The sequence below is a fragment of the Leifsonia sp. 115AMFTsu3.1 genome, from assembly GCF_004362795.1.
Taxonomy (GTDB): Bacteria; Actinomycetota; Actinomycetes; order Actinomycetales; family Microbacteriaceae; genus Leifsonia.
The window spans coordinates 1,949,166-1,969,615 of the sequence record NZ_SNYB01000001.1 but is presented as its reverse complement, the minus strand read 5'-3'; the positions used below and the strand labels follow the sequence as shown (position 1 = coordinate 1,969,615).

Genomic DNA, 20,450 nt, shown 5'->3' with positions numbered 1-20,450 from the left:
CTTTCGTGTAGCTGTCGGCTCAGCCGAACCAGAGACCGAGCTCGCGCTGTGCCGACTCGGGCGAGTCGGAGCCGTGCACGAGGTTCTGCTGCACCTTGAGGCCCCAGTCGCGGGCGAGGTCGCCGCGGATGGTGCCCGGGAGCGCGGTCGTCGGGTCGGTGGCGCCGGCGAGGGAGCGGAAGCCCTCGATCACGCGGTTGCCCGCCAGGCGGATGGCCACGATCGGGCCCGACTCCATGAACTCGACCAGCGGCTCGTAGAACGGCTTGCCCTCGTGCTCGGCGTAGTGCTGCGCGAGCAGGTCGCGGTCGGCCTGCAGCATCCGCAGGTCGACGAGCGAGTAGCCCTTCGCCTCGATCCGGCGCAGGATCTCGCCGGTCAGCCCGCGGGCCACTCCATCCGGCTTGATGAGGACGAGGGTCTCTTCGACGGCACTGGTCATGGGTTCTCCGTTCCATTGTCGGCCGCGGCAGCCGCGGCCCGGTTGTTTCGGTCGATGCGTGCGGCGGCGATCATGCAGTACGCCCACATGGCGGTGAAGATCGCGCCGACGATGAAGAAGGCGGGGACGAGGAGGCCGGCCGCGACGATGACGACCTGGACGATCCAGCCGAGGACGACGCCGACGGTGTTCCGCAGCAGCCCGATCGCGACGATCATCAGCACGATGAGCGCCGCTCCCCCGCCCAGTGCGACGCCGGCGGGCAGCGAGCCCAGGCCGAACAGCACGAGCGCGCCGAGGAAGACGACGAGCAGCTCGAAGCCGAGGACGATCGACCCGAGGAGCTCGCGGAGCGATCGCTGACGACGTGGGCGGCCGGCGCGCTCCTGGCTCGCGGGCTGCTCGGGCGCGTCGCCCGCGGATCCGGCGTCGGTCACGTCGCCGCCTTCTTCCACTCCTGCTCCGCGGCGTAGGCCATGGCCTGGCCGACCAGCACGATGCTGCCGGCCACGACGACCGCGCGGCGGCCCTCCTCGCCCGCCCAGTCTCGGGCGGACTCGAGCGCGTCGATCGGATCCGAGTAGACGATGGTCGCCTCGTCGCCCACCTCCTCGCGCACCAGCTCGCCGAGGTCCTCCGCCTCCCGCGCCCGGTCCGAGTCGGGACGCGTGACGAAGAACTGCGTGGCGACCGGCGCGAGCGCTCGGATGACGCCGCGCGCATCCTTGTCGCCCAGGATGCCGACGACGAAGGTGATCTCGTCGAAGTCGAAGTAGCTGCGGAGCGCCTCGGCCAGCACCGCGGCGCCGGCGGGATTGTGCGCGGCGTCGACGAGGATGCTCGGCTCGATGCCGATCAGCTGCAGGCGGCCGGGCGACGTGGCCGTGGCGAACCCCTCTTCGACGAGGGCGGGATTGAGCGGCTGGGTCCCGCGCCCGAGGAACGTCTCCACCGCTGCAACGGCGACGGCGGCGTTCTGCGCCTGGTGGTCTCCGTACAGCGGGAGGAAGACGTCCTCGTAGGTCGCCGCGCGTCCACGCACCGTCACCAGCTGTCCGCCGACGGCGACCCGGGTCGATGCGACATCGAAGTCGCCCGGCTGCTCGGCGAAGGTCGACTCGGTGAGCAGCGCGGCATCCCGCAGCACCCGGTCGGCCTCGGGAGTCTGCGCCGACGACACGACGTCGGCCGACGGCTTCACGATGCCGGACTTGGTGCGCGCGATCTCCTCGACGGTGTCGCCGAGCGCCTTGGTGTGGTCGAGGGCGATCGGGGTGAATACGGCCACCTGGCCGTCCCCGACGTTGGTGGAGTCCCACTCGCCGCCCATGCCGACCTCGATCACCGCGACGTCGACGGGGGCGTCGGCGAACGCGGCGAAGGCCAGGGCCGTCAACGCCTCGAAGAACGTCAGCGGTGCCTTGCCCGCCTCCGTCAGCTCCGCATCCACGATCTCCAGGTACGGGCTGATGTCCTCCCAGTTGCGCACGAGCGCCTCGTCCTCGATCGGCTCGCCGTCGATCACGATGCGCTCGTTGAAGCGCACCAGGTGGGGGCTCGTGAGCAGTCCGGTGCGGAGCCCGTAGGCACGCAGCAGGCTCTCGGCGATGCGGCTGGTGGACGTCTTCCCGTTGGTGCCGGTGACGTGGATGATCGGGTACGCGCGCTGCGGGTCGCCCAGCAGCTCCACCGCACGGCGGGTGGCGTCGAGCCGCCGTTCTGGCGCTCCCTCGCCGACGCGGGCGAGCAGCGCCTGGTAGACGGCCTCAGCGCGGTCGCGGTAGTCGTCCTCGTCGGTCACGACTCCTCCTCGTTCAGCTTGGTGACGCCGACGGTGAACGCCCCGGCGTTGGCGAACTGTCCGGCGCCGAACTGCTGCTCGTACGCGGGCTGCTCCGGTGTCGATGCTCCCGCGGCCGACACCTGCACCGCCAGAGCCAGCGTCTCGGTAGCGATGTCGACGTCTCCGGCGAGGTCGAGCGCGCGCGCGTCGTCCTCGTGCTCGAACGTCAGGGCGAGCCGGATACGGTCGCTGACGTCGAGTCCGGCCGCCTTCCGGGTGTCCTGCACGGCACGGATGATGTCGCGCGCAAGCCCCTCCGCCTCGAGCTCCGGGGTCGTCGCGGTGTCGAGCAGGACGAACCCGCCGCCGGCGAGCAGCGCCAGGGCCGAGGTCCCGTCGCCGTCCGACGCGGTCTCGAGCACCAGGTCGTACTCCCCCTCGACCAGTTCAACCCCGCCGACGGTGACGACACCGTCGGTCTCCGACCAGTCGCCTGCCCGGGCGGCCTGGATGACCTGCTGCACCTGCTTGCCGAGTCGCGGACCGGCCGCGCGGGCGTTCACGGTCAGCTTGCTCGTGATGCCGTAGTGCGCAGCGCTGTCGTCCTGCAGCTCGACCAGCTCGACCGCTTTCACGTTGAGCTCGTCGCGCAGGATGCCCTCGAACCGGGCGAGCGCGGCGGCGTCGTGCGCCACGACGGTGAGCGAGGCGAGCGGCAGCCGGACACGCTTGCCTGCCTGCTTGCGCAGCGACAGCGCGGTGGAGCTGATGGCGCGGATGCGGTCCATCGCATCCACCAGGGCGTCGTCCGCCGGGAACTCGGCGGCCTCCGGCCAGTCGGTGAGGTGGACGCTGCGGCCGCCGGTGAGGTCCTTCCAGATGCGCTCGCTGACGAGCGGCAGGAGGGGCGCGGCGACGCGGGTCACGGTCTCGAGCACGGTGTAAAGCGTGTCGAAGGCCTCGGTACCGCTGCCGTCCTCGCTGACGCCCTCCCAGAACCGGTCGCGCGAGCGGCGCACGTACCAGTTGGTGAGCACGTCGGCGAAGTCGCGCAGCTTGGCGGCGGCGAGGGTCGAGTCCAGGGCATCCAGGTCGGCGGTCACCGCCTCCACCAGGTCGCGCGTCTTGGCGAGCAGGTAGCGGTCGAGCACGTCGGTGGACGCGGTGGAGCGCTTCGCCTCGTATCCGGACGCGTTGGCGTACAGCGAGAAGAAGTACCAGGTGTTCCACAGCGGCAGCAGCACCTGGCGGACGCCCTCGCGGATGCCCTCCTCGGTGACCACCAGGTTGCCTCCGCGCAACACGGGGCTCGACATCAGGAACCAGCGCATCGCGTCGGAGCCGTCGCGGTCGAAGACCTCGTTGACGTCCGGGTAGTTGCGGAGCGACTTCGACATCTTCTGGCCGTCGCTGCCGAGCACGATGCCGTGGCTGATGACGTTCTTGAAGGCCGGGCGGTCGAACAGTGCCGTCGCGAGCGTGTGCAGCAGGTAGAACCAGCCGCGCGTCTGCCCGATGTACTCGACGATGAAGTCGGCCGGGTTGTGGCTGTCGAACCAGTCGCGGTTCTCGAACGGGTAGTGCACCTGCGCGAACGGCATCGACCCGGAGTCGAACCACACGTCCAGCACGTCCGGGATGCGGCGCATCGTGGACCGGCCGGTCGGGTCGTCCGGGTTCGGGCGCGTGAGCTCGTCGATGAACGGGCGGTGCAGATCCGGCTCGCCCGCGGCGTTCAGGGGAAGGCGGCCGAAGTCGCGCTCCAGCTCTTCGAGCGACCCGTAGACGTCGACCCGCGGGTAGGCCGGGTCGTCGCTCTTCCAGACCGGGATGGGCGATCCGAAGTAGCGGTTGCGCGACACCGACCAGTCGCGGGCGCCGGCGAGCCACTTGCCGAACTGGCCGTCCTTGACGTTCTCGGGCACCCAGGTGATCTGCTGGTTGAGCTCGCCCATCCGGTCGCGGAAGTCGGTGACGCGGACGAACCAGCTCGACACCGCCTTATAGATGAGGGGATTGCGGCAGCGCCAGCAGTGCGGGTACGAGTGCTCGTAGCTCGCCTGGCGCAGCAGCCGGCCCCGCTCCTTGAGCAGGCGGGTCAGCGGCTTGTTCGCGTCGAACACCTGCAGGCCGACGACGTCGGGCACGTCCGGGAGGAAGCGTCCGCCGTCGTCCACCGAGATGATGACCGGGATGCCGGCCTTCTCGGTCACGCGCTGGTCGTCCTCGCCGTAGGCGGGCGCCTGGTGCACGATGCCGGTGCCGTCCTCGACCGTGACGTAGTCGTCGACGAGGATGCGCCACGCGTTCTGCGTGCCCCACTTCTCGGTGTCGGCGTAGTAGTCCCAGAGCCGGTCGTACTCGACGTCCGCGAGCTCGGAACCGCGCAGCGTCCCGGTGATCGCCGCCACCGCATCGGCCGGCGACTCGTAGCCGAGGTCCTTGGCGTAGTTGCCGACGAGATCCTTCGCCAGCAGGTAACGGCCGCTCAGGACTTCCTGGTCCGGTCCGCCGTTGGAATCGGCGGCGCCGTTCGGGCCTGAGGGCAGCACGGCGTACTCGATGTCGGGGCCGACCGCGAGCGCGAAGTTGGTGGGCAGCGTCCACGGCGTCGTCGTCCACGCGAGGGCGCGCACGCCGGTGAGCCCGAGCACCTCTGCCTTCTCGCCGACGAGGGGGAAGGTGACCGTCACGGTCTGGTCCTGACGCATCTTGTAGACGTCGTCGTCCATCCGCAGCTCATGGTTCGACAGCGGGGTCTGGTCGCGCCAGCAGTACGGCAGCACACGGTAGCCCTCGTAGGCGAGGCCCATCTCGTGGAGTTGCTTGAACGCCCAGATCACCGACTCCATGTACGTGGTGTCGAGTGTCTTGTAGTCGTTGTCGAAGTCGACCCAGCGCGCCTGGCGGGTGACGTACTCGCGCCATTCGCGGGTGTACCGCAGCACCGAGTCCTTCGCCGCCTGGTTGAACGCGGCGAGACCCATATCCTCGATCTGGCTCTTGTCGGTGATGCCCAGCTGCCGCTCCGCCTCGAGCTCCGCGGGCAGACCGTGGGTGTCCCAGCCGAAGCGGCGCTCCACCTTCTTGCCGCGCATCGTCTGGAAGCGCGGGAAGACGTCCTTCGCGTACCCGGTGAGCAGGTGGCCGTAGTGCGGGAGGCCGTTGGCGAACGGCGGGCCGTCGTAGAAGACCCACTCCTCGGCGTCGGCGCGGTTGTCGATGGAGGCGCGGAAGGTCCCGTCCTTGTCCCAGAACTTCAGGACGTCGGTCTCGATCTCCGGGAAGACGGGACTCGGCGTGACGTCGGGGCGCTGCTCGCCGTCGTGCGGCGAGTCCGGCGCGGACTTGGGGTACGGCATCTCACTCCTGGCAGGTTCTCGTGCTGGACGAGGACGCCGGACGCTCGCACGCCCGTCGCGGTACCACCCCGCTTGCCCCACCCGCCGCCGGTGGCGGAAAGGGCCTCTCATTCTTCGGCTGTGACGGGCCGGCCCCGTTCGGTTCTACTGAGCGCCGCTCGCGCGTCCGCCGTTCTTCCGAAGACTCCCCGGCGATACCCGGATCCATGTCTGTGCCCTCCATCTTATCCGCTCCACGCCCCTCCGCGTCCGGCTTTCCGTGAAGTGCACCTTGTTGCGGTCGACACGCCGTCCGAGACCGCAACTACCTGCACTTCGCGACGAAGTGCATCGCGAGGGGCCGAGCACCTCAGAGGGCGGAGGCGTAGCCGCGGCAGACCGGCGCGACGGCCGTCCGGACGAGCGGGGTTAGGGCCCCTCGGCGGACGCCGGCGCGCGCCCACGCGGTTGCGGCCGAGACGGCCGCTCCGACGACCGCGGTGGCGGCGGCGCGCGGGAGGAGCGCGTCGGCGCCGAGCGCCGCGCGGGAAGCGATGAACGCCTGGAGGCTGCGGACGAGCGCGAGGAACCGCGGGAGTGCGGAGGCCTGCAGTTCCGCGTCGGTTCCCATCAGCTCCACCTGGGTCACCGCGAGCGGCAGCCGCCCGGGGCCGAAGGTGTCGGCGAGGCGCGTGACCGCGTCGAGCACCGCATCCATCGGCTCCAGCTCGGTCGGGACGGACGCGAGTGTCGTGTCGAATGCGGCGAGCGCCTCATCCACCTCCAGCCACAGCAGGGCGCTCTTGGAGCCGAAGTAGTTGAAGAAGGTGGCCCGGCTGACGCCGGCGCGGCGCGCGATGTCGTCGACCGTGGTGCCGGTGTACGTCTGCTCGAGGAAGAGCTCGGCGGCCGCCTCGGCCAGCATTTCGCGGGACGAGGAGCGCGGCCGACCGGAGCCGGACGAGCGCGGGGAATGCGGCAGCGCCATCGTGCGTTCCTCTCTCGTGCCATTATTGGACCCGGTCCACATATTAATCCGTTCTGAAGGACACCCGTGACAACCACCACCAGCCCCGTCCGCAGCGAGACCGACCGCCCGGGCATCACCCCCGGCACCGCACGCCGCGTCACCATCGCCTCGTTCGTCGGCACGGCGCTCGAGTCGTACGACTTCTACCTCTACGCGTACTTCGCGGCCTTTTTCGTCGGCCCTCTGTTCTTCGCGCCGCTCGGTGCCTTCGGTGGAGCGCTGGCCGGGTTCCTCGCCATCGCTGCCGGTTTCGTCATCCGCCCGATCGGCGCTGTCGTGTTCGGCAACCTGGGCGACCGGATCGGACGCCGCCCGACGCTGCTCATCACCATCCTCATCATGGGATTGAGCACCGGCCTGGTCGGACTGCTCCCGACCTACGCGGCGGCCGGATGGTTCGGAGCGATCGCGATCGTGCTGCTGCGTCTGCTGCAGGGCTTCTCGGTCGGCGGCGAGTGGGGCGGCTCCATCCTGCTGGCCACCGAGTACGCCAACCCGAAGCGGCGCGGCTTCTACGCGGCTCTCCCCCAGCTGGGCTCGCCGGTCGGCTCCATCCTGAGCGCGGTGGTATTCATCGTCCTCACCCTCACCATGTCGACCGCGGACATCGCGGCCTGGGGATGGCGCATCCCCTTCCTGACGGCGTTCCCGCTGCTGCTCGTCTCGCTCTACCTACGGTGGTCGATCGACGAGACGCCGGTGTTCCGCAAGCTGCTCGAGACGGGAACGCGCGACCGCTTCCCGGTGATCGACGTGTTCCGCAAGGCGCCTTCGGGCTTCTTCATCGGGATCGGCGCCGCCGTCCTCGGTATCGGCTCGTACTCGCTGATGAACACCTACATGGTCGACTACGGCACGTCGGTGCTGGGCTTCAAGTACCAGGATCTGCTGGTCGCCACGACCATCGGCGGTCTGCTGCAGCTGGTCACCATCCCGCTCTTCGGCCTCTGGGCGACGCGGATCGGTTCGGCGAAGGTCGTCGCCATCGGTGCGGTCGGAACGCTGATCGTCGCCTTCCCGATGTACTTCCTGCTGCAGTCCGCGTCGTTCGCGATCCTCGTGGGCAGCATGATCATCGGCGGCATCCTGCCCACCCTGTCGTGGGCGGGGCTCGGCGGGCTGATGTCGGACCTCTTCCCAAGCGAGGTGCGCTACAGCGGCCTGTCGGTCGCCTACAGCCTCGCGGCGCTGCTCACGTCGTTCGTCCCGGCGCTCACGCTCATCTTCGGCAAGGCCACCGGCAACGCCTGGTGGCACCCGGGCATCGTGCTCGCGGTCATGTCGGCGATCACCCTGGTCGCGGCCCTGCTCGCCGCGCGCCGGAAGCCGATTATCGACGAGGTCTGACGCACGGTCTGACGCGAGGTCTGACACCCGGCCGGACACCCGGCCGGGTGCCGTGCTGACGCGTTTGTACCCGAGGTTCGGTACTCTGGAGGGGATCCCACACTCAGGCACCCCGTGGACACGGTGCCGCACATATCGACTCGGAGGACCCCTATGAGCGAGAACACGCCCGCCGCTCGCGTACCGGACAAGCCCGCACTGGAGGGTCTCGAGTCGAAGTGGGGTGACCGCTGGCAGCACGACGGCACCTTCCTGTTCGACCGTGACGCCGCCCTCGCGGCCGGCCGCGACAGCGTGTACTCGATCGACACCCCGCCGCCGACGGCCTCCGGGTCGCTGCACATCGGCCACGTCTTCAGCTACACCCACACCGACGTGATCGCACGCTTCCACCGCATGCGCGGCAAGAAGGTGTTCTATCCGATGGGATGGGACGACAACGGCCTGCCCACCGAGCGCCGGGTGCAGAACTACTACGGCGTGCGCTGCGACCCGTCGCTCCCCTACGAGCCGGACTTCCAGCCGCCGTTCGAGGGCGGCGACAACAAGAGCACGAAGGCCGCCGACCAGAAGCCGATCTCGCGCCGCAACTTCATCGAGCTGTGCGAGCGGCTGACCGAGGAGGACGAGAAGCAGTTCGAGGCGCTCTGGCGCACCCTCGGCCTCTCCGTCGACTGGTCGCAGACCTACCGCACCATCGGGCGCGACTCGATCCGCACCTCCCAGCTGGCCTTCCTCCGCAACATCGCGCGCGGTGAGGCGTACCAGGCGCAGGCGCCGACCCTGTGGGACATCACCTTCCGCACCGCCGTCGCCCAGGCCGAGCTGGAGGACCGCGAGCAGCCGAGCGCCTACCACCGCGTCGCCTTCCACGGCACCGATGGCCCTGTCCACATCGAGACCACCCGCCCCGAGCTGCTTCCCGCCTGTGTGGCGCTGGTGGCGCATCCCGACGACGAGCGATACAAGCCGCTGTTCGGCACGACCGTCCGCACCCCGCTGTTCGATGTCGAGGTGCCGGTCGTCGCCCACCACCTGGCCCAGCCGGACAAGGGATCGGGCATCGCCATGATCTGCACCTTCGGCGATGTCACCGACGTCACCTGGTGGCGCGAGCTCGACCTCCCGAACCGGGCGATCATCGGCTTCGACGGCCGCATCCTCCCCGAGCCGCCCGCGGCGATCACGTCGGAGGCCGGCAGGGAGGCCTACGCCCAGCTGGCCGGCAAGACCGTGTTCTCGGCGAAGCAGGCGGTCGTGGAGCTGCTGCGCGCCTCCGGCGACCTCGAGGGCGAGCCCAAGCCCATCCAGCACCCGGTGAAGTTCTTCGAGAAGGGCGACAAGCCGCTCGAGATCGTCTCCACCCGCCAGTGGTACGTGAAGAACGGTGCCCGCGACGAGGTGCTGCGCGCCCGCCTCATCGAGCTGGGCCGCGAGATCGACTGGCACCCCGACTTCATGCGCATTCGCTACGAGAACTGGGTCAACGGCCTCACCGGCGACTGGCTGATCTCGCGCCAGCGCTTCTTCGGTGTGCCGATCCCGGTCTGGTACCCGCTCGACGCGGTCGGCAACCCCCTGTTCGACGAGCCGATCCTCCCGACGGAGGAGATGCTGCCGGTCGACCCGTCCTCGGACACCGCGCCCGGCTTCGACGAGGCGCAGCGCGGCCAGGCCGGCGGCTTCGTCGGCGAGCACGACGTGATGGACACGTGGATGACGTCCTCCCTCACCCCGCAGCTGGCGGGCGGGTGGCAGCGCGACCCGGAACTGTTCGACGCCGTCTTCCCGTACGACCTGCGGCCCCAGGGGCAGGACATCATCCGCACCTGGCTGTTCTCGACCCTGCTGCGGGCGAAGCTGGAGGCGGACGTGGCTCCGTGGCGCAACGCCGCCCTCTCCGGCTTCATCGTCGACCCCGACCGCAAGAAGATGTCGAAGTCGAAGGGCAACGTGGTGACGCCCGCCGACATCCTCGAGCGGCACGGCTCCGACGCGGTGCGGTACTGGGCGGCCTCCAGCAAGCTCGGCACCGACGCGGCGTTCGATCCGCAGAACCCGACGCAGATCAAGATCGGCCGTCGCCTGGCGATCAAGCTGCTCAACGCGGCGAAGTTCATCCTCGGCTTCGACGCGCCCGAGTCGCTCGACCTCGACCGGGTGACCAGCCCGCTCGACCGCAGCATGCTGCAGAACCTCGCCGGGGTCGTGGCGGACGCGACGGCCGCGCTCGACAACTACGAGCACTCGCGGGCGCTGGAGATCGTCGAGCCGTTCTTCTGGACGTTCTGCGACGACTACCTGGAGCTCGTGAAGGAGCGCGCGTACGGCGAGGCCGGCGCAGAGCAGGCCTCCGCCGTCGTCGCCCTCCGGGTCGCGCTCTCCACGTTCCTCCGGCTGTTCGCCCCCGTGCTGCCGTTCGCGGCCGAGGAGGCGTGGAGCTGGTCCGAGGAGGGCTCGGTGCACGTGGCGCCGTGGCCCGAGGCCCGGGAGGTGGCGCTCGACTGGAGCGCGGACCGCGAGGTCCTCGCCATCGTCGGACGCGCCCTGACGGGCATCCGCGGCGCCAAGACGGCCGCGAAGGCGTCTCAGCGCACGCCGGTGGACTCGGCCGTCATCGCCGGCCCGGCCGACGAGATCGCGGCTGTCGAGTCCGGCGCGGGCGACCTCCGCTCTGTGGGCAGAATCGCCGACCTGCGGTTCGCCTCCGCCGACGAGCTGCAGGTGACCGATATCCTGCTCGCCGCAGCCCCGAGCGAGGAGGAACGATGACGGCGACGGTCCGGCGCGTAGGAGACAACGAGTTCTTCACCTGGCTCGACCTGTACGCAGGCTACGGCGACTTCTACGAGCGACCGGTCACCGACGAGAAGGCTCTGCTCGTGTGGAGCTGGATCTCGGACCCGGACAACGAGCTGGAGGCGTACTTCGCCGTCGACGAGGAGGACACGCCGATCGGCCTGGCGCATGTGCGCGAGTTCGTCCGCCCCCTCGACGGCAGCAAGGGCCTGTACCTCGACGACCTGTTCGTGAGCCCCGACGCGCGCGGTGCCGGAGCCGGCTCCGCCCTGCTGGAGGCCCTGCGCGAGAGCGCCAAGGAGCGCGGCCTGTCGGTCGTCCGCTGGATCACGGCGAAGGACAACGAGACCGCTCGGCGCCTCTACGACAGGTTCGCTGAGAAGACCAAGTGGGTCACCTACGATCTCGTCCCCTGAACGTGACCGTTATATGGTCGGAGGACGCACCGGTCTCGCGACCGGGCGCGAAACGCGAACGGAGGAATCCATGTCGATCGAGGTTCGACCGGTCAAGGACGGCGATTTCTTCGCCTGGCTCGATGTGTACGCCAAGTACGCCGAGTTCTACGACACCCAGCTGACGGACCAGAAGGCCCTGGTCCTGTGGTCGTGGCTCACCGCCGACGACCACGAGGAGGACGGCTACGTCGCCGTCGACGGCGACCGCATCGTCGGGCTCGCCCACATGCGCGAGTTCGCCCGCCCGCTCGAAGGAGACCGCGGCCTGTTCCTGGACGACCTGTTCGTCGTCGAGGAGGAGCGCGGCAAGGGGGTCGGCGGCGCACTCATCCAGAAGGCCCGTTCCCTCGCCGAGGAGCGCGGGCTCGGTGTCGTGCAGTGGATCACCGCACAGGACAACTCGACCGCGCAGAAGCTTTACGACCAGGTCGCGAGCCGGACGTCCTGGGTGACGTACGAGATCGACCTGGCGTCCGCCCGCGTCGAGGCGGGACGCGCCTGATGCAGCTCGGGACGCGCTGGGCGGTCGGCGAGCAGCCTCCCGCCTCCCTGCCGGAGGTCGTGGCGTACGCCGTTCAGACCGTCGAGGAGGAGCTCGTCGCCACCGATGTGGAGACGACCGGCTGGAGCTGGACGCTCACCTGGCTGGAGGGCAAGCCGGTCGTCACGCTCGACGACGGCACCGAGATCCGTTACAACGCCCAGGAGGACTCGGCCACGATCACGCAGACGATCGAGGCCGATGCGTCCGACTACGACGAGGCCTGACCCGCCGTCAGCACGTGCCGCTCAGCGCGGCAGCTGCGGCAGGGTGTGTGCGGCCGCGTCGCGCGTGCGCTCGATGAGCTCCACGCGGTCGGCGTGCCGGACGCCGCGCGGCAGTGGACGGGCGCCCCACGCGGTGAGGGCGGTGCCGACCCGCAGGGCGACGCGGTGGGTGAACGGGCGGTACGGCGTGACCAGGACGGCGGTCATGAGGGTTGTCCTTCCGGGACGGGTTCGTGGGCCGGCGTCTGCACGGACGCCGACAGGATCAGGCGCGACGCGACGAGCGTCAGGACGACCACCAGCCCGCCGCCGATGACGAACGGCAGCCGGAGGTCGATGCGGGCGACGAAGCCGCCCAGGACGGTGGCGATGGGCGTCAGCCCCCAGCCGAGCGTGCGGACGATGCCGAGTGCGCGCCCGAGCATGGCGTTCGGGATGATCGCATGGCGGAGCGCGCCCCACGGCACGTTCCAGACGGCGACGCCGAACGCGCCGATGGCGTAGGCGGCGATCGCGATGACGACGTTGGCGGTGATGCCGACGCCGAGGATGCCGACGCCGCTGATGAGGATCGCCCAGAACATCACGCGGCCGCGGCCGAAGCGCTCGACGAAGCGGCTGGAGACGAGAGCGCCGACGAGCGCACCCACCCCGACGGCGGCAGTCACAACGCCGACCAGGGCGGCCGGCACCGAGAACGTCTGCAGCAGCAGGAGCACGACGCTCCCCTGCGCGAAGGCCAGAGCGGACGCCGTGGTCGACGTGAGCAGGATCATCCACCGCAGGAACCGCTGCTGCCAGAGGAAGCCGACGACCGCGGAGAGCGTCGGCCGCGGCTCGGCCGCTCCCCCCTCCCCGTGATGAGCCGCATGGGCCGCGGCGGCCGGGATGGTCAGCGCCAGCATCCCCGCGACGAGGAAGCCTGCGCCCGTCAGCCAGACGGGCAGCACGATGGCCACGGCGAACAGGAAGCCCGCGACCGGGGTGGCGATGAAGTTCTGGATGGTGATCTCGGCCGACTGCATCCGCCCGTTCGCCCGATCCAGCTGATCCCGCGATACGAGCGCGGGGACGACGGTCGAGGTCGCGTTGTCGAAGACGGTCTCCCCCAGCCCGAACGCCAGCACGCAGGCGTACAGCAGCCAGATCGTCAGAGCGTCGGTGGTGACCAGGATGGCGAGCACGGCGGCGACCGCGAACCGCAGCGAGTTGGCCACGGCCATGGCGACGCGCCGGTCGACACGGTCGAGCAGCATGCCCGCCGGGATGCCGAACAGCAGCCACGGCAGGAAGGTCACGGCGCTGACGCCCGCGATCAGCGCCGGGTCGCGGGTCAGGGTCGTGGCGATCAGCGGGACGGCCGTGCGACCGAGACCGTCGGCCAGGTTGCTGGCGATCGCGGCGGTCCACAAGCGGCCGAAGCCGGCGCCGAGCGGCGTGCGCGCCGCGGCAACCGTGGAGGTGGATGCGGACATCAGCGGTCCTCCTGCTCCACCAGCGGGAACGCGTTGAACTGGATCTGGACCCGCTTGCGGTCGGCGACCTCGCCTCCGGCCTTCTCAACCTCGGCGTTCTCGGCCTTCCACTTCTCGCGGAGGCGCTCCTGCAGCACGTAGTACTCGCGGCCGAACTCGGCCAGCTGCTCGCGCGTGAGCTCCTGGTGCGACGTCGACAGGGTGCTCGACTCCATCCAGTCGAACCCGAACGTGTCGAGACCGCGACGGAGGAAGGAGGCGAGGCGGCGCTCGTTGTTCTGCTGCCAGCCGAGCGAGATCAGCTCGCTGGCCTCACGCCCGGCCGGCGTCGACAGTGTCTCTGCGGAGCCGATGGTCACGCCGCCGGGCGCCATGCGCCACCAGCGCTCGCGGCCGGAACCGCGCTCGGTGTCCTCGACGATGATGTCGTGCTTCGCGAGCTGACGGAGGTGGTAGCTGGTCGCCCCGCTCGACTCCCCCAGGCGCTCGGCGAGCATGCTCGCGGTGGCCGGCCCGAAGTCGGACAGCTCGTTCATGAGCTCGACGCGGAGTGGATGGGCGAGCGCACGCAGCGCCGCCATCCCCAGAGCGTCTTCGTAGCGGGAGCTGCCGCCCGCGACGCCGGCAGCGGGTGCGGTCTGCTCGGGCTGTTCCTCGTTCGTCATGTGACCAGAGTACGACTGCAAAGACTTCTTTGCAACTAGTTCTTTGCAATACTGTCTTTGCAACACCGTCTTTGCAATCGTTCCTTTGCTCAGCGCAAGGGGTTGTCTAGGCTGGAGCAATGGCCGAGACCGCGAATCCCTTCTTCACCCCCAGCACCCTCCCCTACCAGCTGCCTCCGTTCGCCGAGATCCGGGATGAGCACTACCGGCCCGCATTCGAGCGCGGTTTCGAGGAGCAGCTGGCCGAGATCGACGCGATCGTCGCCAGCGACGAAGCCGCGACCTTCGAGAACACGATGCTTCCGCTGGAGCGCTCCGGTCAGACGCTCCTGCGCGTCGCCGAGGTCTTCTTCAACAAGAGCTCCAGCGACAGCACCGACTTCACGAACGCCCTCGAGGAGGAGATGGCACCGCGCCTGGCCGCCCACCAGGACGCCATCCGGCTGAACCCCGCCCTCTACGCGCGCATCGCCTCCCTGCACGAGCAGCTCGACGAGCTCGGCCTCGACCCGGAGTCGCAGTACCTCGTCGAGCGTTACTACACCGAGTTCACCCTGGCGGGCGCCGGCCTCGACGACGCCGACAAGGAGCGCCTGCGGGAGTACAACCAGCGGCTCTCGACCTTGACCACGCGCTTCGAGAAGAACCTGCTCGCCGACACCAACGACCTCGCGGTCGTCTTCGACAGCGCCGAGGAGCTCGACGGCCTCGGCGAGGGCGAGCTGTCCGCCGCAGCGCAGGCCGCCGCCGAACGCGGGCTCGACGGCAAGTACGTCGTCACCCTCGTCCTGCCCACCGGCCACCCGTGGCTGGCCGACCTCACCCGGCGCGAGAGCCGGGAGCGGATCATGGCCGCATCCCGCGCCCGCGGCATCCGCGGCGGCGACAACGACAACCGCTATCTAGTGCTGGAGATCACCCGACTGCGTGCCGAACGCGCACGCCTCCTCGGCTTCGACACGCACGCCGCCTACGTCACCGCCGACGAGACCGCCCGCACGCCCGAGGCCGTCGCCGACATGCTGGGCCGCCTGGCACCGCCGGCGGCGCGCAACGCCCGCACCGAGCAGGCGGACCTGCAACGCCAGCTCGGCGACGACGAGACCGTGGAGGCCTGGGACTGGGCCTACCTCACCGGCAAGGTGCGCGCCGAGAAGTTCGACGTCGACTTCGCCGCCATGCGCCCGTACTTCGAGGCGGAGCGCGTGCTGCGCGATGGCGTCTTCTACGCGGCGAACCGGCTCTACGGCATCAGCTTCACCGAGCGTCCCGACCTCGTCGCCTACCACCCCGACGCCCGCGTGTTCGAGGCCCGCAACGAGGACGGCTCCGAGCTCGGCCTGTACATCCTCGACCTCTACACGCGTGACTCGAAGCGCGGCGGCGCGTGGATGAATCCCCTCATCTCGCAGTCCGCCCTGCTGGACACCCCCACGGTCGTCGTGAACAACCTCAACGTGCCGAAGCCGGCCGCCGGGGAGCCGACGCTGCTCACCTACGACGAGACGAACACCCTTTTCCACGAGTTCGGGCACGCGCTGCAAGGCCTCTTCGCCCGGGTGACGTATCCACGCTTCGCCGGCACGAACGTGTTCCGCGACTTCGTCGAGTTCCCGAGCCAGGTCAACGAGATGTGGATGCTGTGGCCGGAGGTGCTCGAGAACTACGCCGTGCACTTCCAGACGGGCGAGCGGATGCCGCAGGAGCTCGTGGACAAGCTGCACGCCGCCGAGGGCTTCAACCAGGGCTTCGCGACCAGCGAGTACCTGGGGGCCGCGTTGCTCGACCAGGCCTGGCACCGGATCACCGCCGACGACACGGTCGACGACGTCGCGGCGTTCGAGGCTCGTGCGCTCGCGGATGTCGGGCTCGACAACCCGGCCGTCCCGCCGCGCTACGCGAGCACCTACTTCGCACACACGTTCTCGGGCGGCTACGACGCCGGGTACTACTCCTACATCTGGAGCGAGGTGCTGGACGCCGACACGGTGGAGTGGTTCCGCGAGAACGGCGGCCTCACGCGTGAGAACGGCGACCGGTTCCGGTCGCGGCTGCTGGGCGTCGGCGGGTCGAAGGACCCCCTGGAGGCGTACCGCGACTTCCGGGGCCGCGACGCCGAGATCGAGCCGCTGCTGAAGCGCCGCGGGCTGGACAACTGAGCCTAGCCCGCCTCACCGGCCACCCTCTACGCTGAGCCCATTCGAGCGCTGAGCCCAGTCAAGCGCTGAGCCCAGTCGAATGCTGAGCCCAGTCCAGCGCTGAGCCCATTCGAACGCTGAGCATTGCCGAGAGGGGGTGGCCATGACCGCCACGCAGCCGGAACTCGCAGCGCCGTCCGTTCGCCAACTCGTCCTCCTCAGCATCCCCGCCGTCGTCGTCGGCGTGGTCAGCGCCCTCGCCCTCTGGGCGATCGAGTCGCTGGCCGGCCTGATCGAGGACGGCGTGTGGACGAATCTCCCGAAAGCCCTCGGCATCGACCCGTCGTCGGGGTGGTGGATCTTCGCCGTCCTCACCGTGACCGGCGCCGCGGTCGGGCTGACGGTGTGGCTGGTACCGGGCCACGCGGGCCCCGACTCTGCGACGACCGAGCTCGTCGCCCCGCCCCTGCGCCCCGCGGTGGTGCCGTCGCTGGCGCTGGCCGCGGTCCTGGGCCTCGCCGGCGGTGTCAGCCTGGGCCCGGAGAACCCCATCATCGCCATCAACATCAGCTTGATGGTCGCGCTGGTCGGTCGCCTGTGGAAGGCCGTGCCGGTGCAGCTGGTGCTGACGATGGCCGCATCCGGCACCATCGGCGCCCTGTTCGGCACGCCGGTCGCCGCGGCCCTGGTGTTCACCGGGATGGTCGCGGCAGTGAAGGGCGGAGGCGCGCTCTGGGACAAGCTGTTCCTGCCGCTGGTCTCGGCGGCGGCCGGCTCGCTGACGATGACGTTCCTGGCGCATCCGCATTTCGCCATCCCGATGCCCGCGTATACGACGATCACCGGGTGGGATGTGCTGGCGGCTCTGATCATCGCGGTGCTCGCGACCGCGGTGGGGCTCGTCGGGGTGTATCTGTTCCCGCTGGTCCACCGCGGGTTCCACGCCCTCCGCCACCCGCTGCTGATGACGCTGATCGGCGGCGCGGTGCTGGGAGGCCTGGGGGCGCTCGGCGGACCCATCACGCTCTTCAAAGGGCTGACGCAGATGAACCAGCTGGTGACCTCGCGGGGCGACTACACGGCGGGTCAGCTGGCGCTCATCCTCGTGGTCAAGCTGGCTGCACTGCTGGTGGCCGCCGGAGCCGGGTTCCGCGGCGGTCGCATCTTCCCTGCCGTGTTCATCGGCGCGGCTGTCGGGACGCTCGCGAACGCGCTCGTGCCGGCCGTGCCGGTTCAGATCGCTGTCGCTGCCGGCGTGCTCGGGCTGACCCTGGCGATCGCGCGCGACGGCTGGATCGCCATCTTCATCGGCGTCGCGGTCACGCAGAACCTGCTCATCTTGCCGATCCTGTGCCTCGCCGTGCTGCCCGCGTGGCTGCTGGTGACGAAGGCGCCGGAGATGCTGATCAAGCAGCCGGTGCTTACGCCGACTTCTCCTCGCGCCGCGGGCGGTGCGGGACGATAGTCGGCGCCGCGTTCTCGAGCACCGCCTCCTTCGTCACGACCACACGAGCCACTTCGGAGCTGGACGGCACCTCGAACATGATCGGGCCGAGCACCTCCTCCATGATGGCGCGGAGGCCGCGGGCGCCCGTCTTGCGGAGCACCGCGAGATCGGCGATCGACTCGAGCGCCGCGTGGTCGAACTCCAGCTGAACGCCGTCGAGCTCGAACATCCGCTGGTACTGGCGGACCAGGGCGTTCTTCGGCTCGGTCAGGATCTGCATGAGCGCTTCCTGGTCGAGCTGCGTCACCGTCGTCACGACCGGGAGACGGCCGATGAACTCCGGGATCAGCCCGAACTTGTGCAGGTCTTCCGGCAGCACCTCGCTGAAGAGGTTGATGTCGTCGCCCTTGGAGTGCAGCGGGGCGCCGAAGCCGATGCCCTTCTTGCCGGCACGCGAGGAGATGATCTCCTCCAGTCCGGCGAAGGCGCCGGCCACGATGAACAGCACGTTCGTCGTGTCGATCTGGATGAACTCCTGGTGGGGGTGCTTGCGGCCGCCCTGCGGCGGGACCGAGGCGACCGTGCCCTCGAGGATCTTCAGCAGCGCCTGCTGCACGCCCTCGCCGGAGACGTCGCGTGTGATCGACGGGTTCTCGGCCTTGCGGGCGATCTTGTCGACCTCGTCGATGTAGATGATGCCCGTCTCGGCGCGCTTGACGTCGTAGTCGGCGGCCTGGATGAGCTTGAGGAGGATGTTCTCGACGTCTTCTCCGACGTAGCCGGCCTCGGTGAGGGCGGTCGCGTCGGCGACGGCGAACGGCACGTTGAGGCGCCGGGCCAGCGTCTGAGCGAGGTACGTCTTGCCACAGCCGGTGGGGCCGATCAGCAGGATGTTCGACTTCGCGATCTCGACGTCGTCCATCGTGTCGGCGGCCGTGAGGCTCTGCCGGGCACGGACGCGCTTGTAGTGGTTGTACACCGCGACGGCCAGAGCGCGCTTGGCCTGCTCCTGGCCGATGACGTACTCCTCCAGGAACCCGAAGATCTCCTTGGGCTTCGGAAGGTCGAACTCACTCGACGCCTCCTCACCCGCCTCGGCGAGCCGCTCCTCGATGATCTCGTTGCAGAGCTCGACGCACTCGTCGCAGATGTACACGCCAGGACCGGCGATGAGCTGCTGAACCTGCTTCTGGCTCTTGCCACAGAAGGAACACTTGAGCAGATCGGCGCTTTCCCCGATGCGTGCCATCCCTCTCCCCTCCTTCTTCGGGTCTGTTCTGACGAGCCTAACCCGTGCGGACGACAATGGTGCGCAGCCCGGCCGTTTTCGTTCACGCGGCGGTTCTGCTCACAGCAGATGGCCTCCCCGGACACACGAACGGGGTGGCCGTCCGTGCGGACGACCACCCCGTTGCGGGTGCGGCTGGTTACTTGACCAGCGCCGGAAGCGACTTGCGACTGGTGAGCACCTGGTCGATCAGGCCGTACTCGAGGGCCTCGGCCGCCGACAGGATCTTGTCGCGGTCGATGTCCTTGTTGACCTGCTCCACCGAGCGGTTGGAGTGCTTCGAGAGCGTCTCCTCCAGCCAGGTGCGCATGCGCATGATCTCGTTGGCCTGGATCTCGATGTCGGACGCCTGCCCCTGACCGGCCTCGCCGACGGCGGGCTGGTGGATGAGGATGCGGGCGTTCGGCAGCGCCAGGCGCTTGCCGGGGGTGCCGGCGGCCGTCAGCACGGCGGCGGCCGAGGCGGCCTGGCCGAGCACGACGGTCTGGATCTGCGGGCGGATGTACTGCATCGTGTCGTAGATCGCCGTCATCGCGGTGAACGAGCCACCGGGCGAGTTGATGTACATGACGATGTCACGGTCCGGGTCCTGGCTCTCGAGCACGAGGAGCTGGGCCATGATGTCGTCGGCGGACGCGTCGTCCACCTGCACACCGAGGAAGATGATGCGGTCCTCGAAGAGCTTCGCGTACGGGTCCTGACGCTTGTAGCCGTACGCCGTTCGCTCCTCGAAGCTGGGGAGGATGTAGCGGGCGCCGGGCGCCTGAACGCCGCTGAAGGCCTGACCGCCGAGCATGGGGGTGTTCATTCTGTTGTCCTTATCCTTTTCAGCGGCCTGCTACTTGGACTCCGGCTCGGTCCCGCCGCCGCCCGAGACGTCGAGGGCCGACTCCCGGATGTGGTCGACGAAGCCGTACTCCAGCGCCTCCTGGGCGGTGAACCAGCGGTCGCGGTCGCCGTCGGCGTTGATCTGCTCGACCGACTTGCCCGTGGCCTCCGCGGTGATCTGCGCGAGGCGGTTCTTCATGTCGATGATGAGCTGAGCCTGGGTCTGGATGTCGCTCGCCGTTCCGCCGAAGCCGCCGTGCGGCTGGTGCAGCAGAACGCGGGCGTTCGGGGTGATGTAGCGCTTGCCCTTGGTGCCTGCGGTGAGGAGCAGCTGCCCCATCGACGCGGCCATTCCGATTCCGACGGTGACGATGTCGTTCGGGACGAACTGCATCGTGTCGTAGATGGCCATGCCCGCGGTGATCGAGCCACCCGGGGAGTTGATGTAGAGGTAGATGTCCCGCTTGGGGTCCTCCGCGGCCAGGAGCAGCAGCTTCGCGGCGATCTCGTTCGCGTTCTCGTCCCGGACCTCCGAACCGAGCCAGATGATCCGGTCCTTGAGAAGTCTGTCGAAAACACTGGGCTGGATACCCATATCGGCCATGTTCGCTCCGTTTCCTTTGTCGCTTGGTGTCGAATCT

General features: G+C 69.3%; 18 protein-coding genes. 7 read left to right on the top strand and 11 right to left on the bottom strand.

The features are described 5' to 3' along the window. Window positions 1-19: 19 nt before the first annotated feature. From ndk to AXZ95_RS09525, 5 genes are all read right to left on the bottom strand, one after another. A complete protein-coding gene (gene ndk, locus AXZ95_RS09545; protein ID WP_018190810.1) occupies window positions 20-442 on the bottom strand; it encodes a nucleoside-diphosphate kinase in 423 nt (140 codons plus the stop codon). Further along, on the bottom strand, window positions 439-879 hold the full coding sequence (locus AXZ95_RS09540) for a DUF4233 domain-containing protein (RefSeq protein WP_018190809.1): 441 nt from the start codon (window positions 877-879) through the stop codon (window positions 439-441). The genes ndk and AXZ95_RS09540 overlap by 4 nt, the downstream gene beginning before the upstream one ends. Then, entirely contained in the window at window positions 876-2,243 is a 1,368-nt protein-coding gene (locus AXZ95_RS09535; RefSeq protein ID WP_018190808.1) for a Mur ligase family protein, read from the bottom strand. Before AXZ95_RS09535 ends, AXZ95_RS09540 begins: the two co-directional genes overlap by 4 nt. Then, the gene (ileS, locus tag AXZ95_RS09530; RefSeq protein WP_018190807.1) at window positions 2,240-5,587 is read right to left on the bottom strand and encodes an isoleucine--tRNA ligase; all 3,348 of its coding nucleotides are present in this window, start codon (window positions 5,585-5,587) and stop codon (window positions 2,240-2,242) included. Before ileS ends, AXZ95_RS09535 begins: the two co-directional genes overlap by 4 nt. A 349-nt stretch (window positions 5,588-5,936) precedes the next feature. Then, entirely contained in the window at window positions 5,937-6,554 is a 618-nt protein-coding gene (locus tag AXZ95_RS09525; RefSeq protein WP_018190806.1) for a TetR/AcrR family transcriptional regulator, read from the bottom strand. A 66-nt stretch (window positions 6,555-6,620) separates the two neighbouring features. On the opposite strand from AXZ95_RS09525, the gene AXZ95_RS09520 reads away from it, so the two are divergent. The 5 genes from AXZ95_RS09520 to AXZ95_RS09500 all read left to right on the top strand — a co-directional run bounded on the left by AXZ95_RS09520 (window position 6,621) and on the right by AXZ95_RS09500 (window position 11,968). Beyond that, window positions 6,621-7,943: an MFS transporter gene (locus tag AXZ95_RS09520; protein ID WP_018190805.1), complete on the top strand. Its 1,323-nt coding sequence runs from the start codon at window positions 6,621-6,623 to the stop codon at window positions 7,941-7,943. A gap of 153 nt (window positions 7,944-8,096) precedes the next feature. Then, the gene (gene valS, locus AXZ95_RS09515; RefSeq protein WP_018190804.1) at window positions 8,097-10,715 is read left to right on the top strand and encodes a valine--tRNA ligase; all 2,619 of its coding nucleotides are present in this window, start codon (window positions 8,097-8,099) and stop codon (window positions 10,713-10,715) included. Next, the gene (locus tag AXZ95_RS09510) at window positions 10,712-11,158 is read left to right on the top strand and encodes a GNAT family N-acetyltransferase (RefSeq protein WP_018190803.1); all 447 of its coding nucleotides are present in this window, start codon (window positions 10,712-10,714) and stop codon (window positions 11,156-11,158) included. Before valS ends, AXZ95_RS09510 begins: the two co-directional genes overlap by 4 nt. Window positions 11,159-11,171: 13 nt before the next feature. Beyond that, a complete protein-coding gene (locus AXZ95_RS09505; protein ID WP_018190802.1) occupies window positions 11,172-11,702 on the top strand; it encodes a GNAT family N-acetyltransferase in 531 nt (176 codons plus the stop codon). Further along, window positions 11,702-11,968, top strand: coding sequence for a hypothetical protein (locus tag AXZ95_RS09500; RefSeq protein ID WP_018190801.1), 267 nt, complete (start codon window positions 11,702-11,704; stop codon window positions 11,966-11,968). Before AXZ95_RS09505 ends, AXZ95_RS09500 begins: the two co-directional genes overlap by 1 nt. 21 nt (window positions 11,969-11,989) lie before the next feature. Here the strand turns inward: AXZ95_RS09500 and AXZ95_RS09495 are convergent, their stop codons facing one another. From AXZ95_RS09495 to AXZ95_RS09485, 3 genes are read right to left on the bottom strand one after another with little or no spacing between them, the layout of a single operon-like run. Continuing rightward, on the bottom strand, window positions 11,990-12,175 hold the full coding sequence (locus AXZ95_RS09495; protein ID WP_018190800.1) for a hypothetical protein: 186 nt from the start codon (window positions 12,173-12,175) through the stop codon (window positions 11,990-11,992). After that, window positions 12,172-13,443 carry an MFS transporter gene (locus AXZ95_RS09490; RefSeq protein WP_018190799.1) on the bottom strand — a complete coding sequence of 424 codons (1,272 nt, stop codon included), beginning with the start codon at window positions 13,441-13,443 and terminating at the stop codon, window positions 12,172-12,174. The genes AXZ95_RS09495 and AXZ95_RS09490 overlap by 4 nt, the downstream gene beginning before the upstream one ends. After that, complete coding sequence (locus AXZ95_RS09485; protein WP_018190798.1) at window positions 13,443-14,108, bottom strand: helix-turn-helix domain-containing protein; 666 nt, start codon at window positions 14,106-14,108, stop codon at window positions 13,443-13,445. Before AXZ95_RS09485 ends, AXZ95_RS09490 begins: the two co-directional genes overlap by 1 nt. Before the next feature lie 119 nt (window positions 14,109-14,227). Here AXZ95_RS09485 and AXZ95_RS09480 point away from each other — a divergent pair, with 119 nt between their 5' ends. Both AXZ95_RS09480 and AXZ95_RS09475 read left to right on the top strand, forming a co-directional pair. Next, window positions 14,228-16,267 (top strand): M3 family metallopeptidase, encoded by a 2,040-nt coding sequence (locus AXZ95_RS09480; RefSeq protein ID WP_018190797.1) that lies wholly within the window; start codon window positions 14,228-14,230, stop codon window positions 16,265-16,267. Window positions 16,268-16,409: 142 nt separating this feature from the next. After that, a complete protein-coding gene (locus tag AXZ95_RS09475; RefSeq protein WP_018190796.1) occupies window positions 16,410-17,711 on the top strand; it encodes an ion channel protein in 1,302 nt (433 codons plus the stop codon). Here AXZ95_RS09475 and clpX read toward each other — a convergent pair. The 3 genes from clpX to AXZ95_RS09460 form a co-directional block, all read right to left on the bottom strand. Further along, a complete protein-coding gene (gene clpX, locus AXZ95_RS09470) occupies window positions 17,668-18,942 on the bottom strand; it encodes an ATP-dependent Clp protease ATP-binding subunit ClpX (protein ID WP_018190795.1) in 1,275 nt (424 codons plus the stop codon). The two genes, AXZ95_RS09475 and clpX, sit on opposite strands and share 44 nt — an antisense overlap. A 178-nt stretch (window positions 18,943-19,120) precedes the next feature. Continuing rightward, the gene (locus AXZ95_RS09465) at window positions 19,121-19,789 is read right to left on the bottom strand and encodes an ATP-dependent Clp protease proteolytic subunit (RefSeq protein WP_018190794.1); all 669 of its coding nucleotides are present in this window, start codon (window positions 19,787-19,789) and stop codon (window positions 19,121-19,123) included. A gap of 30 nt (window positions 19,790-19,819) precedes the next feature. Further along, the gene (locus AXZ95_RS09460) at window positions 19,820-20,413 is read right to left on the bottom strand and encodes an ATP-dependent Clp protease proteolytic subunit (protein WP_026307152.1); all 594 of its coding nucleotides are present in this window, start codon (window positions 20,411-20,413) and stop codon (window positions 19,820-19,822) included. Between the last annotated feature and the right edge of the window lie 37 nt (window positions 20,414-20,450).

What these genes read in the sequence shown, in the direction of transcription:
- ndk (WP_018190810.1), bottom strand. Translation starts at nt 442, where the DNA reads ATGACCAGTGCCGTCGAAGAGACCCTCGTCCTCATCAAGCCGGATGGA.
- ileS (WP_018190807.1), bottom strand. Translation starts at nt 5,587, where the DNA reads ATGCCGTACCCCAAGTCCGCGCCGGACTCGCCGCACGACGGCGAGCAG.
- AXZ95_RS09525 (WP_018190806.1), bottom strand. Translation starts at nt 6,554, where the DNA reads ATGGCGCTGCCGCATTCCCCGCGCTCGTCCGGCTCCGGTCGGCCGCGC.
- valS (WP_018190804.1), top strand. Translation starts at nt 8,097, where the DNA reads ATGAGCGAGAACACGCCCGCCGCTCGCGTACCGGACAAGCCCGCACTG.
- AXZ95_RS09510 (WP_018190803.1), top strand. Translation starts at nt 10,712, where the DNA reads ATGACGGCGACGGTCCGGCGCGTAGGAGACAACGAGTTCTTCACCTGG.
- AXZ95_RS09505 (WP_018190802.1), top strand. Translation starts at nt 11,172, where the DNA reads ATGGTCGGAGGACGCACCGGTCTCGCGACCGGGCGCGAAACGCGAACG.
- AXZ95_RS09500 (WP_018190801.1), top strand. Translation starts at nt 11,702, where the DNA reads ATGCAGCTCGGGACGCGCTGGGCGGTCGGCGAGCAGCCTCCCGCCTCC.
- AXZ95_RS09495 (WP_018190800.1), bottom strand. Translation starts at nt 12,175, where the DNA reads ATGACCGCCGTCCTGGTCACGCCGTACCGCCCGTTCACCCACCGCGTC.
- AXZ95_RS09490 (WP_018190799.1), bottom strand. Translation starts at nt 13,443, where the DNA reads ATGTCCGCATCCACCTCCACGGTTGCCGCGGCGCGCACGCCGCTCGGC.
- AXZ95_RS09485 (WP_018190798.1), bottom strand. Translation starts at nt 14,108, where the DNA reads ATGACGAACGAGGAACAGCCCGAGCAGACCGCACCCGCTGCCGGCGTC.
- AXZ95_RS09480 (WP_018190797.1), top strand. Translation starts at nt 14,228, where the DNA reads ATGGCCGAGACCGCGAATCCCTTCTTCACCCCCAGCACCCTCCCCTAC.
- AXZ95_RS09475 (WP_018190796.1), top strand. Translation starts at nt 16,410, where the DNA reads ATGACCGCCACGCAGCCGGAACTCGCAGCGCCGTCCGTTCGCCAACTC.
- clpX (WP_018190795.1), bottom strand. Translation starts at nt 18,942, where the DNA reads ATGGCACGCATCGGGGAAAGCGCCGATCTGCTCAAGTGTTCCTTCTGT.
- AXZ95_RS09465 (WP_018190794.1), bottom strand. Translation starts at nt 19,789, where the DNA reads ATGAACACCCCCATGCTCGGCGGTCAGGCCTTCAGCGGCGTTCAGGCG.
- AXZ95_RS09460 (WP_026307152.1), bottom strand. Translation starts at nt 20,413, where the DNA reads ATGGCCGATATGGGTATCCAGCCCAGTGTTTTCGACAGACTTCTCAAG.